This window comes from Paenarthrobacter sp. R1 (genome assembly GCF_030264015.1).
Classification (GTDB): Bacteria; Actinomycetota; Actinomycetes; order Actinomycetales; family Micrococcaceae; genus Arthrobacter; species Arthrobacter ureafaciens.
The window spans coordinates 68,843-81,487 of record NZ_CP127115.1 but is presented as its reverse complement, the minus strand read 5'-3'; the positions used below and the strand labels follow the sequence as shown (position 1 = coordinate 81,487).

13 protein-coding genes are annotated in these 12,645 nt (G+C 62.0%); 8 read left to right on the top strand and 5 right to left on the bottom strand.

Translation table 11 applies throughout. The annotated features are described in order from the left end of the window. Window positions 1–6 precede the first annotated feature (6 nt). From QN084_RS00365 to QN084_RS00355, 3 genes are all read right to left on the bottom strand, one after another. On the bottom strand, window positions 7–678 hold the full coding sequence (locus tag QN084_RS00365) for an MBL fold metallo-hydrolase (protein WP_069694574.1): 672 nt from the start codon (window positions 676–678) through the stop codon (window positions 7–9). Then, the gene (locus QN084_RS00360) at window positions 675–1,760 is read right to left on the bottom strand and encodes an S-(hydroxymethyl)mycothiol dehydrogenase (protein WP_031215982.1); all 1,086 of its coding nucleotides are present in this window, start codon (window positions 1,758–1,760) and stop codon (window positions 675–677) included. The genes QN084_RS00365 and QN084_RS00360 overlap by 4 nt, the downstream gene beginning before the upstream one ends. Window positions 1,761–1,928: 168 nt before the next feature. After that, a complete protein-coding gene (locus tag QN084_RS00355; protein WP_021470646.1) occupies window positions 1,929–2,186 on the bottom strand; it encodes a mycoredoxin in 258 nt (85 codons plus the stop codon). A gap of 182 nt (window positions 2,187–2,368) precedes the next feature. On the opposite strand from QN084_RS00355, the gene QN084_RS00350 reads away from it, so the two are divergent. Further along, entirely contained in the window at window positions 2,369–3,115 is a 747-nt protein-coding gene (locus QN084_RS00350; protein WP_062096947.1) for an SOS response-associated peptidase, read from the top strand. Between the two features lie 28 nt (window positions 3,116–3,143). Here QN084_RS00350 and QN084_RS00345 read toward each other — a convergent pair whose 3' ends face one another. Both QN084_RS00345 and QN084_RS00340 read right to left on the bottom strand, forming a co-directional pair. After that, window positions 3,144–3,542 (bottom strand): hypothetical protein, encoded by a 399-nt coding sequence (locus QN084_RS00345; RefSeq protein ID WP_062099212.1) that lies wholly within the window; start codon window positions 3,540–3,542, stop codon window positions 3,144–3,146. Between the two features lie 46 nt (window positions 3,543–3,588). After that, a complete protein-coding gene (locus tag QN084_RS00340; RefSeq protein WP_069694573.1) occupies window positions 3,589–4,128 on the bottom strand; it encodes a TetR/AcrR family transcriptional regulator in 540 nt (179 codons plus the stop codon). Between the two features lie 58 nt (window positions 4,129–4,186). Here QN084_RS00340 and QN084_RS00335 point away from each other — a divergent pair, with 58 nt between their 5' ends. The 7 genes from QN084_RS00335 (at window position 4,187) to pgsA (ending at window position 12,600) form a co-directional block, all read left to right on the top strand. Continuing rightward, window positions 4,187–4,978: an NAD(P)-binding protein gene (locus QN084_RS00335; protein ID WP_310649507.1), complete on the top strand. Its 792-nt coding sequence runs from the start codon at window positions 4,187–4,189 to the stop codon at window positions 4,976–4,978. Next, window positions 4,948–5,241, top strand: coding sequence for an FAD-dependent monooxygenase (locus QN084_RS23965; protein WP_310649506.1), 294 nt, complete (start codon window positions 4,948–4,950; stop codon window positions 5,239–5,241). The genes QN084_RS00335 and QN084_RS23965 overlap by 31 nt, the downstream gene beginning before the upstream one ends. A gap of 89 nt (window positions 5,242–5,330) precedes the next feature. Then, the gene (locus QN084_RS00330) at window positions 5,331–5,699 is read left to right on the top strand and encodes a DUF6504 family protein (protein WP_069694572.1); all 369 of its coding nucleotides are present in this window, start codon (window positions 5,331–5,333) and stop codon (window positions 5,697–5,699) included. A gap of 3 nt (window positions 5,700–5,702) precedes the next feature. Continuing rightward, window positions 5,703–9,230 carry a DNA polymerase III subunit alpha gene (locus QN084_RS00325; RefSeq protein ID WP_069694571.1) on the top strand — a complete coding sequence of 1,176 codons (3,528 nt, stop codon included), beginning with the start codon at window positions 5,703–5,705 and terminating at the stop codon, window positions 9,228–9,230. A gap of 131 nt (window positions 9,231–9,361) precedes the next feature. After that, on the top strand, window positions 9,362–11,371 hold the full coding sequence (thrS, locus tag QN084_RS00320; protein WP_021470639.1) for a threonine--tRNA ligase: 2,010 nt from the start codon (window positions 9,362–9,364) through the stop codon (window positions 11,369–11,371). Between the two features lie 19 nt (window positions 11,372–11,390). Beyond that, entirely contained in the window at window positions 11,391–11,969 is a 579-nt protein-coding gene (locus QN084_RS00315; RefSeq protein WP_062096942.1) for an HIT family protein, read from the top strand. 4 nt (window positions 11,970–11,973) lie between these two features. Further along, window positions 11,974–12,600 (top strand): phosphatidylinositol phosphate synthase, encoded by a 627-nt coding sequence (pgsA, locus tag QN084_RS00310; protein ID WP_069694570.1) that lies wholly within the window; start codon window positions 11,974–11,976, stop codon window positions 12,598–12,600. Window positions 12,601–12,645 lie beyond the last annotated feature (45 nt).

Sequence of the window (12,645 nt, the reverse complement as noted above, 5' to 3'; positions counted from 1 at the left end):
TGGGGGCTAGTGACCCCGTGCGATCCATTCGTCCAGGTGCGGGTTTTCGGCGCCGATGCTGGTGGACTCGCCGTGGCCGGTCAGAACCACGGTGTCCTCAGGAAGGGAGAGGAGCCGTGTCCGGATGGATTCAATGATGGTGGGGAAGTCGCTGTAGGACCGTCCGGTAGCGCCGGGACCACCTTGGAAGAGGGTGTCTCCGCTGAAAACGGTGTTGACGCTCGCTCCTGGTTCGGCCGGTTTTCCGTGGCCCGGGAGGAGGAACGACACCGATCCGGGGGAATGGCCCGGAGTGTGGAGCGCCTTCAGGGTGGCACCGGCAACAGTGAACTCCTCACCGTCCTCGATCGCCTTGTCAGGGTCCTGGTCGGGGAAAACCGCGTGCCACAGCATCCAGTCGTCCCGGTGCAGGTGGACAGGTGCCTTGACCAGATCGCGGAATTCTCCGGCGTAGCGGATGTGGTCGTCGTGGCCGTGGGTCAGGAGGATCGCGGTGACCTTCCGGCCATTGACGGCCTCTGCGATTTCGGCGGGGTTGTGGGCCGGATCGATGACGAGGCACTCGGTGTCGTTGCCAATGATCCAGACGTTGTTATCCACCTCCCAGGTTCCCCCGTCCAGGGAGAAAGTACCTGAGGTGACGACGCGGTCGATCCTGACGTTGCTTCCGGACGTCACAGTTCCACCACCGATCGCAGGACGGCGCCCTCGTGCATCTTGTCGAACGCCTCTTCCACCTGGTTGATGGTGATGCGTTCGGTGACGAAGGCGTCGAGGTCGAGCTTGCCTTGCTTGTAGAGGTCCACCAGCATGGGGAAGTCGCGGGAGGGCAGGCAGTCCCCGTACCAGGAGGACTTGAGGGATCCGCCCCTGCCGAAGACATCCAGCAATGGGAGTTCGAGCTTCATCTCCGGGGTGGGAACGCCTACCAGGACGACTGTTCCGGCGAGGTCGCGGGCGTAGAAGGCCTGCTTGTAGGTTTCGGGGCGTCCGACGGCGTCGATGACGACATCCGCGCCGAAGCCGCCGGTCAGGGCCCGGATTTCTTCCACGGGGTCCCCTGCCGATGAGTCCACGGTGTGGGTTGCGCCGAGGTCCTTGGCGCGTTCGAGCTTCTTGGGGTCGATGTCCACGGCGATGATTGTTGTGGCCCCGGCCAGCGCGGCTCCGGCGATGGCGGCAACACCAACACCACCGCAACCGATGACGGCCACCGAGTCGCCGCGCTTCACGCCGCCGGTGTTCAGTGCCGCGCCCAAGCCGGCCATGACGCCGCAGCCGAGCAGTCCGACGGCGGCGGGATCGGCGTCGGGGTCTACTTTGGTGCACTGGCCCGCGGCCACGAGGGTCTTTTCGATGAAGGCGCCGATGCCCAGGGCGGGAGAGAGTTCCGTGCCGTCCTCGAGGGTCATCTTCCGGGTGGCATTGTGCGTGTTGAAGCAGTACTGGGGCTCGCCGCGCTTGCAGGCCCGGCAGTTGCCGCAGACGGCCCGCCAGTTCAGGACGACGCGGTCACCGGGTGCGACGTCGGTGACGTCGGGGCCGACGGCGCTGACTACGCCGGTTGCTTCGTGGCCGAGCAGGAACGGGAAATCATCGCTGATGCCGCCGAGCTTGTAGTGCAGGTCTGTGTGGCAGACGCCGCTGGTCAGGATGTCCACCAGGGCTTCTCCGGGCCCGGGTTCGGGGACCAGGACGGTTTCGAGGGTTGCGGGCGCCCCTTTTGAGCGTACGACGACGCCTTTGACTGCGTGGACCATGAACATTCCCTTCGGACTGGCGGAGCGCGGGCCTGTCCCATGCGGCACGTTAATGCAGCAAGGCCCGCTACGGATTCCCATTCTGTCTATCACACGTGGCAGACAGGGAAGGGATTGTTCCGTGGCGGGCCTGTTGCGTGGTCCTACGCGGCCAACGACTGGCGGGCTTTAGGCCGCGAGGCGGTTTTCGACTTCGGCAGCTGAAGGGTTGGTGGCGGCAGTGCCGTCAGGGAAGAGAACGGTGGGGACAGTGCGGTTGCCTCCGTTGAGCTGCTCGACGAGTTCGGCGGTGCCTTCGACTTCCTCGATGTTGATCTCGGTGTAGCCGATGCCCTTTGCGTCAAGCTGCTTCTTCAGGCGGTTGCAGTATCCACACCAAGTGGTCGAGAACATGGTGATGGTGCCGGAGTCGGGGGTGAAATCCACAGAGCTCTCCTAAGTATTGTTCGTTTTCACGCTGGCTGGTTCGTTGGTATCAACGGTAACGTGACGGCGAATAATTCCCTGCTCCGTGCGAACGCCGGTTACGGACGGGGCAGCTCCGGCCGCGGTGCTGGTGTGCGGGGCGTGGACAAGGCAGACTGAGTGGCATGTGTGGACGCTATGTCATGGCCCGTGCCGTGGGTGACCTTCTGGCCGAGTTCGACGCCGAACTGGAGAAGGAAGTCGCCCTCGAAAAGTCATGGAATGTTGCTCCGACGGACACGGTCCCGATTGTTCTGGAACGCGTGGTGGAAGAGTCCGTCAAGCGTCAGCTGCATGTGGCGAAGTGGGGCTTGGTACCGTCGTGGGCGAAGGATGCCAAGGGCGGCGCCCGCCTGATCAACGCCCGCAGCGAGACGCTCCTTGAGAAACCGTCATTCCGCAAGGCTGCGGTTGCCAGGCGTTGTGCGGTGCCTGCCGATGGCTACTACGAATGGAAAAAGGGCGAGGCCAAGAACAAGCAGCCCTACTATGTCCACCCCGGAAACGGTGGGGGCGTGGTCTTCGCCGGCCTGTATGAGTGGTGGCGGGATCAGTCGCTGCCCGAAGACGATCCCGCACGGTGGCTGCTGTCGATGTCGATCATCACCGCAGACACCCCGACGGCGGAATCAGCGCGAACGCGGCGCAGTGCTTCCGTTTTCGATGAATTGACGGCACTTCATGACCGGGTCCCGTTGCCCATGAGCAAAGACACAATGGAAGCCTGGTTGGATCCCAAGGAAAAAGACGCCGAAGAACTCGTCCGGATGGTCCGCTCCCGCGCCCATGATGCCGCAGCGGACTGGACGCTGGATGCGGTGGGCGCCGCCGTCGGAAATGTCCGTAACAACTCACCGGAACTTATCGAACCGGTCCAGGCTCTTTTCTAAGTACTGCCCTCTTCTGAGTACTGCGCCCTCAGGATTCGTGGAACTCTTCCTTGACGGGTACGCCGGACTGGAAGTCACGCCCGTCGGCTTCACTGAAGGCAGTCATTACATGCCCTTTGGGAAGGCCTTGGATGGCGGAGGCCGGAAAGCTTCCGGTAATCACGTTTCCCGAATGTTCCACGCCTTTGATGTCGTAGTTTTCCTCCGCGCTCAGGGCGTGGTTGAAAGAGAAGAACGAGATCGCCTCACCATTCATGAATTCGATGCCCAGTCTTCGCTGATTGGAGTAGTCTTCGTTGGCGGCTACCAGTCCCACGACGTAGGCGCCGGAATCAGGGACGTTGCCGTCCAGTTCGAAACGCGCCACCAGGTTTTGGTCCGTGGCGGTGATGCTGACCTGCTTCAGGAGTGCGTCTTGGGTGCTCATGCCACCATGTTGCTCTGCGGACCGGCTTGCGTCCACCCCTTGCAGGTCATCCTTCCAGAAGGCGCCGGACGTTGTCCGCCACGGTTGAATGCTCCATTTCCTGTCCGTGCCGGGCAGTCAGCAGATGCAATGCCAAGCCGTCACTGTAATCGGCAACAGCTTCCGCCCGGGATCTGGCATCGTGCAGTCCCATCGCCTGGAGCAGGTGCTCCAGGCCGGAAACCATGCGTTCGTGACCGGCGGAGACCACCTCGGGACGGTCCAGGGCAAAAGCGAACCTTGCCCGGGTCAACTCGGCGTGTTCACCGGCAAGCGCAAGGACCGCGCCGGCGAGTTGGTCTGCCAACTCCGGCACCGTCGTCGGGAGCCCTTCCATTCCTTGACCCCGCAGGAGCCGGGCGTCGCGCGCTTCCACATGATCGACGGCGGCAGCCACCAAAGCGGCGCGGCTGCGGAAATAGTTGGACGTGGTTCCGACGGCGAGGCCCGCTTGGGCGTCAACCGCCCTGTGGGTGAGGCCTTTGAGGCCCTTGGCCGCGACGATTGCCACGGCGGCGTCGGCTATTTCGGTGCGTCGGTCCGGCATGGTCGAAGTCTAGCCTTGAACCATGGTTTTACTACAAATGTAGTAGTAGAGTGTGGCCATGGAAAAAGTGGACATCATTGGGGGTGGAATTGCCGGTTTGGCGCTCGCGGCCCGGCTTGATCCCGGACGGTTCGACGTCACCATCCACGAGCAACGGCCCGAACTGCCCGGCGTGGGAACAGCCTTGGCCATGTGGTCCGGCGCCCAAGCGGCTTTGGCGGAACTCGGGTTGCTGGAAACGCTGAAGGCGGCAGGAGCCCGGCTGGCTTCAGGCGCCCTCCGCGACCCCTCGGGCCATCCCATGCTCGCCATGCAAGGCAACGTGCTCATGGGCATCTCACGGCCCGGCCTGCTCCGCATGCTTGACTCCGCTGTTCCGCCGTCGGTCACCCGAATCACCGGAAAAGTGGCAGAGCTGCCGAACAATGGCGCGCTGCTGGTGGGCGCCGACGGAGTCCACAGCATCGTTCGCCGGACAGCTTGGGGAAGCCGCACCCAAGCACGTCCCACGCCATTCCTGGCCGTCAGGGGTGTCATCCCCTCCCAGCCGTCACCGTCCGACGTCGGAGAATACTGGGGGAGCGCCACGCTCTTCGGGCTCGCCCCCACGGGATCGGGGACCAACTGGTACGCCTCCTTCCGGTCCGGCCTCGGGCCTGACCAAGTTGACGTGGAAGAAGCCCTGGCATTGACCAGGCACATCTTCCAACACCATTCGCCGGCGGTGCAGCACGTCCTTGGGGAGGCAACCCCGAAACATCCCTCGCCCAAAGAATCTGGACAACCCCGCCGATGGCCCGCTACGCCAAGGAAGGCATCGTGCTGCTGGGGGATGCCGCCCACGCCATGACGCCGAACCTTGGCAGGGGAGCCTGCGAAGCCCTGGTCGACGCAGTCACCCTGGGAAGGCTCCTCAACGAACTGCCCCGCAAACAAGCGCTTGCGGCCTACAACAAGCAACGAGTACTGCCCACCCAGCAACTTCGGATCGCATCATCGCTGATGGGGAGGGTGGCGCTCGCAGAAACCATGCATCCGCTGCGGGACCTCTTGCTCAAAAGCGCAGGACGACGAGTCGCCACAAGGCGGAAGAAGGTGCCAACCCCTGAGTAGGTTTTGCCGTTCCGGCGTCGTAAACTAGCTATTATTCGAACATACTTTCGAATAACGGTTATCTGTCTTGCGGTGTAAGGAGCGTGCACATGGGACTGTTCAGCGAGTCCGTAAACGTCATCTGCACTGAGGATGGCCAACCACAGGACGTCAGATGGCAAGGCCGCGACTACCAGGTCTGTGCAGAACCCTCCCGCTGGTATGAAAGACGCCAATGGTGGCTCGAAGAGACACGGGCGCCACTAGGCACAGGAGCCGGGCTCGTGGACCACGAAATCTGGCGCGTCCAACTGGTGCCGGCCCCACACACGGGGACCCACCCCGGCAGGCAAACCGAAGACACCGGAAAAAACATCACCCTTGACCTCGTCCGCCACCTCGGAAGCGGCCGATGGCGGGTCATCCGCATCCACGACGCCGCACCAAGCAGTGCAGCGGAACCCGAGGAAGCGGCCTGACCCTTGAGCTTCACCCACCTCCACGTCTCAACAGCCTTCAGCGCCCACTACGGCGTCTCCTGGCCCGAGGAACTTGCCCAAGCAGCAGCTGCCTACGGCGCCACCGCCCTCGCCTGCACTGACCGCGACGGCCTCTACGGAACCATCAAACACCTCAAAGCATGCATGGATGCAGGCATCGACCCCATAGTCGGCGTCGACCTCGCCATCCTCGATGACGACGGCGACCACCGAACCCAAACAGCCGGCAGGGTGGTAGTACTTGCCCACGGCCACAACCAAGGCGCCGGCTACCGTGCCCTCTGCCGCCTCATCTCCGATGCCCATTCCCGGACCTCCGGAAAAGCCGGGGGAACAGTCCCCGTGGCAGTCACCAGGGCAGAACTCGCCTCAAGGACCCTGGACCCTCAGACACTCAAGCCTGTCCTCACAGTCCTGATAGGCCCCGACTCGGACGTTGGCAAAGCCATGGGCGGCAGGAAATACCTGCGCCCCCGGACACTCTTCAAACAATGGATAGATGCCATGCCCCAAGGCACCATCGTCGCCGAAACCGTCTCCCACCTCAGCCCCCCGGGAGAACCCCTCAGCACCTCCCGCGCCGTCCGCATGCTCAAACTCGCCCTCGAATACAACATCCCCGCCATCCTCACCAACGCCGTCCGCTACTGCGCACTGGACGGCGCAGCCACGGCAGATGTCCTGGACTCCGCCCGAACCCTGAAATCACTTCCCGAACTATTCGACGCACCCCGGCTTCAACCGGCACCCCAGCTTCAACCAACAGGGCAGGGATGGCTCAAACCCGCCGGGGACATGATGAAACTCGGCAAGGAAATCATGTCCTCCGCAGGGCAAGGAAGCGCAGAACTGGCCAAGCTCCTTGCCAACACCGAGGCGCTCGCAGACAAATGCAGGATAGATCCGGTGCAGGACATGGGCTGGAAGAAACCGGTGGTGCCCGAAGCCTCCATCATTGGCATAGACCAGGACCCCATGATCGAACTGGCCAGACGCTGTGAAGCAGGAATCGGCCGACGCTACCCGGGAATCACCGGCAAGGCCCATGAAAAGATGCGCTCGCGGTTGGAGCACGAGCTGAGGACCATCGCCACGTTGGGTTTTGCCTCCTACTTCCTCACTGTCGCCGAAGTTTCAAAGATGATCCTCGATATGGGAGTTCGCGTGGCAGCTCGCGGTTCAGGAGCATCAAGCCTGGTTAACTACCTCATTGACATCAGCCAGGTGGATCCGCTCCGTCACGACCTCATTTTCGAGCGCTTCCTCTCAGGCCACCGGTCCACCCTGCCGGACATTGACATAGACGTGGAAAGCGCTGAACGCCATAACGTCTACCGCAAGATCTTCGACCGTTTTGGTGCCGAACGGGTGACCCTGATGAGCATGCAGAACGGATACCGTGCCCGTGGAGCCGTCCGGGATGCCGGGATGGCCTTGGGAATGGATGAAGGCGAAGTCGGGGAAATCGCCAAACAGCTGTGGAGATTTTCGGCCCGAAAATTCAGGGAAGCATTGGTTGAAAAGCCGGAATTGCGCCAGTTTGCACAACGGATCGAGGCCGGCAGGGACCACGGCTCCTTGGACACGAACCAACAGCTGGACTTGCTGGTGGACCTCACCGAGCGTTTGGACCGCTTGCCCCGGCACATCTCCATGCATCCCTGCGGCGTGATCCTGGGAGACGCCGGACTCCTGGACAGGACACCCGTTCAGCCGAGCGGACTCGGTCTGCCGATGAGCCAGTTCGATAAACACGACATGGACCCCATGGGCATGCTGAAGCTGGATGTCCTGGGTGTCCGGATGCAAAGCGCCATGGCGTTTGCAGTGCGCGAAGTCATCAGGATCCATCCCGGAAAGGCGGAAGTCGTTGCCGCCGGCGGCCATCAAACCGGACCTGGGGGTGAAGGTCCGGACTACATTTCCAGCGACGGCAGAATCGACCTCAACGCCGTACCTTTCGATGATGAGGCAACCTTCGAATTGATCCGGAGCACCCATACTCTGGGCTGCTTCCAGATCGAGTCTCCGGGGCAACGCGAACTCATCGGAAAGATGGCACCCCGGGAATTCAACGACCTCATCATCGATATCTCATTGTTCAGGCCCGGGCCCATGAAATCGGATATGGTCCGGCCCTTCCTTGAACACCGGCACGGCTTTGCCCCCGAGTCCTACCCGCATCCTGATTTGAAGCCGGTTCTTGAGGAAACCCACGGCGTGACGGTCTTCCATGAGCAAATCCTGAAGACCTTCGACGTCATGACGGGATGCGGACTGGCCATGGCTGACGAGTTCCGCCGGGCGTTGGGGGATGAGGCCCGGGAACCCGGAGTTGAAGCCTATTTCCGGAAGGAAGCCATCAAAAAGTATTCCCCGGACGTAGTGGACAAAGTCTGGGGGACGCTGAAAGCCTTCGGAAGTTTTGGGTTCTGCAAGGCGCATGGAGCCGCTTTTGCGGTACCCACCTACCAATCAGCGTGGCTGAAAGCCCACCATCCGGAAGCCTTCCTTGCCGGCCTCTGGGAGCACGATCCCGGGATGTATCCGAAGCGGCTGTTGGTTTCTGAGGCCAGGAGACTCGGCATTCCCATCCTTCCCTTGGACATCAACAGGAGCCAGGCCGAGTACCGCGTTGAAAGAATCCAGGAAGGTCCCCATGCCGGCAAGCTGGGGATCCGCTTGAGCCTGACCGGGATCTACGGCTTGTCCGGTGCTGAGCTGAAGCGGATCGTGGCGGGCCAGCCCTTCGATTCGTTAGCGGATCTCCGGACGCGGGCCAGGATCAGCAAGCCCAACATCAAGAGGCTGGCCCAATTGGGTGCCTTCGACCATCTCCATAAAGATTCGGGGAGCCGGGCCAACCGGGCCGATCTGGTGCAGCATCTGCAGGCCCTGCAAAGTTCCCCCGCCAAAAAGCCCGAGGTCATCGACGGGCAGTTGGCTCTTCCCCTGGGTGATGTGGAGCTCCGGAACCTGCCGGCGGCATTGCCTGCACCAACAATGGTGGACAATGTCCGCGCTGAATTGGACCTGATGGCAGTGGACGTCAGCGAGCACTTGATGGAGAGCCACAGGCCATTGCTGGACAAACTGGGAGTAACCACGGCGGACAAGCTGCTGGGGCTGCGGAACGGTACGGAAGTCCTGGTAGCCGGGGTCCGGGTCGCAACCCAAACGCCACCCATGCGGGGAGGAAGGCGTGTGGTGTTCATCAGTATTGATGACGGCACTGGTTGCATTGACAGCGTCTTCTTCCATGAGGCCCAGGAAGAGTCAGGACCCCTCCTGTTCGGTACCAGGTTGTTGCTGATCCGCGGAACTACACGAAGGACGGGACCCAAGGGGATCAGCCTCAGTGCCACCAAAGCCTGGGACCTGAGCCGCCCCGAAACCCTGCCGTTCCACGAAAAGCCAGGTTCCGGCGTCGTTGATCCACGGGAAAGATTCCTTCCCGGGCCGCTTGACGGCATCAGTCGAAACCTTGCCATTACGGGTCTTGGAAGCTGAACGGCAGTTGGTTCCGGGACCGGCGTGCTGCTTTGGCCGCCCTCGACGGGAACCGATACGATTGACGATGGCTGGCTGTGGTCCCCGTACGCCACAAGCTATGAAGCCTTCACTATGAATAGGAGACACCCGTGTCAGATGCCCAGCAGATCACCCTCATCGTCGATGGCGAAGAGACCAAGGTGACGGAGGGGACTACAGGCGCGGAACTCTTCTTCGAGCGCCGCGATGTTGTTGTAGCCCGTGTTGACGGTGTGCTCAAGGACCTTGACCAGCCCCTCGCGGACGGCGCCAGCGTCGAGGGCGTCACCATCGAGTCCCCTGATGGCCTCAATGTCCTCCGCCACTCCACCGCCCACGTCATGGCCCAGGCTGTGCAGCAGCTGCGGCCCGATGCCAAGCTCGGCATCGGCCCCTACATCACCGACGGTTTCTACTTCGACTTCGACGTCGCTGAACCGTTCACTCCGGAAGACCTGCGCCAGCTGGAAAAGATGATGCAAAAGATCATCAACCAGAACCAGAAGTTCGTCCGCCGCGTGGTCACCGAAGAAGAAGCCCGCCAAGCCATGGCCAACGAGCCCTACAAGCTTGAACTGCTCGGAAAAAAGAACGACGCCGGCGACTCCGCCGAAGGCGTCAACGTCGAGGTCGGCGCAGGCGACATCACCATTTACGACAACGTGGACCGCAAAAGCGGCGATACTGTCTGGTGCGATCTCTGCCGTGGTCCGCACCTTCCCAACACCAAGCTGATCTCGAACGCTTTCGCGCTGACCCGTTCCTCTTCCGCTTACTGGCTGGGAAACCAGAACAACCAGCAGCTCCAGCGTATTTACGGAACGGCCTGGCCCACCAAGGATGCGCTGAAGGCATACCAGGAACGTATTGCCGAGGCCGAGCGCCGCGACCACCGCAAGCTTGGCGTGGAACTGGATCTTTTCTCCTTCCCGGACGAACTCGGCTCCGGCCTGCCCGTTTTCCACCCGAAGGGCGGAATCATCCGCAAGGCCATGGAGGATTATTCGCGCCAGCGGCACGTGGAGTCCGGCTATGAGTTCGTCTACACCCCGCACATCACCAAGGGACACCTCTACGAAGTATCCGGTCACCTGGACTGGTACAAGGACGGCATGTTCCCGGCCATGCAGGTGGATGCCGAACTCAATGAGGACGGAACAGTCCGCAAGCCGGCCCAGGACTACTACCTGAAGCCGATGAACTGCCCCATGCACAACCTGATTTTCCGTTCCCGCGGCCGGTCCTACCGGGAACTGCCGCTGCGGCTGTTCGAGTTCGGCTCCGTGTACCGGTACGAGAAATCCGGTGTCGTGCACGGCTTGACCCGCGTCCGTGGCATGACACAGGACGACGCCCACATCTACTGCACCCGCGAGCAGATGAAGGACGAACTCACCACCACCCTGAACTTCGTCCTGGGCCTCCTCAAGGACTACGGCCTTGACGACTTCTACCTGGAACTTTCCACCAAGAACGAGGAAAAGTTCGTTGGAGACGACGCCACCTGGGAAGAAGCAACCCGGACCCTTGCAGAGGTTGCCGAAGCCTCAGGGCTGGAACTGGTGCCGGATCCCGGGGGAGCAGCTTTCTACGGCCCCAAGATCTCCGTCCAGGCAAAGGACGCCCTGGGACGTACCTGGCAGATGTCCACCATCCAACTGGACTTCAACCTCCCCGAGCGGTTCGAACTCGAGTACCAGGCCGCCGACGGTACCCGCCAGCGTCCCGTGATGATCCACCGGGCACTGTTCGGCTCGGTTGAACGCTTCATGGGCGTGCTCACGGAACACTACGCCGGCGCTTTCCCGGCGTGGCTGGCTCCGGTCCAGGTAGTAGGTATTCCCGTGGCCGAAGCTTTCAACGACTACATGTTCGACGTCGTTGACCAGTTGAAGGCCGCCGGCATCCGGGCAGAGGTTGATATCTCGTCGGATCGCTTCCCGAAGAAAATCCGTACGGCCAGCAAGGACAAAATTCCCTTTGTCCTCATCGCAGGTGGCGAGGACGCCGAGGCTGGCGCCGTGTCCTTCCGCTTCCGCGACGGCAGCCAGGACAACGGCGTGCCGGTGGCTGAGGCCGTCCGCAGGATTGTCGACGCCGTGAAGAACCGCGAGAGCTAACGGAACGGATGTAGATACGGTGCAGGAGAACACAGGCGCGGAAGCCGGGTACCCCGGCGACTCAAACGTAACCGACGAGTTTGGGCTCGCCGGCGTCCCGGACGCTTTCCAGCGCCTGTGGACTCCGCACCGCATGGCCTACATCAAGGGTGGGCAGGACCAGTTCAAGAACAAGGACGACTGCCCCTTCTGTGTTGGTCCAACGCGTTCGGATGAGGAATCGCTCATCGTCTACAGGGGCAGGACGTGCTACGTCGTGCTCAACCTTTTTCCCTATAATCCGGGGCACTTGCTGGTCTGCCCCTATCGTCACGTGCCTGACTACACGGACATCACTGTTGAAGAAACAGCGGAGTTCGCAGAGCTTACCCAGACGGCAATGCGTGTACTGCGGAAGGTTTCCAACCCGAGCGGATTCAACCTGGGCATGAACCAGGGCGTGACCGGCGGGGCCGGCATTGCCGCGCACTTGCACCAGCACGTGGTTCCACGATGGGGCGGCGACGGGAACTTCTTCCCGATCATTGCCCAAACCAAGGCCATCACGCAGACTCTCGATGAGGTCCGCAAGCTCGTGGCCGAAGCCTGGCCAGGGTAGTCGAATGCTCAATAGGCATGCGCGCGGTTTCTTCACATCACTCTTCACCCCCTTCGCCCGTTGGCTCCTCAAGATGGGCGTATCGCCCGACGCCGTGACAATCATCGGCACCGCAGGCGTCATTTTCGGCGGCCTGGTCCTTTATCCCCTGGGGCATCTGTGGTGGGGGTCGCTGATGATCGCAATCTTTGCCTTCTCCGACGTCGTGGACGGGATCATGGCGCGGCTTCACGGCAGGAGCGGTGGATGGGGCAACTTCCTGGATTCCAGCCTCGACCGGCTGGCCGACGGCGCAATCTTCGCCGGCATCACTATCTGGTTCTTCACTGGTGGCGGCGATCCCGCCATCGGATTCGCCGCGGTCATCTGCCTTGTGCTGGGAATGGTGGTTTCCTACGTCAGGGCCAAGGCCGAGTCGCTAGGGTACAGCGCCAGCGTGGGCATCGCCGAGCGGGCTGAAAGGTTGGCTTCGGTCCTCCTGGTCACCGGTTTGACGGGGCTGGGTTTGCCGCAGGTGGTTCTCTTCGCCACCTTGGTCCTGCTTGCCATTGCGAGCGTCATCACCATCGTCCAGAGGATGGCCGCGGTTCACAGGCAAGCGCTGGCCGACACCAAGGGAACTGGCATCTGACCAGACCTTGCCTGCGGCTTTTGTGCAGCTGTCCTGTTGAAGCCC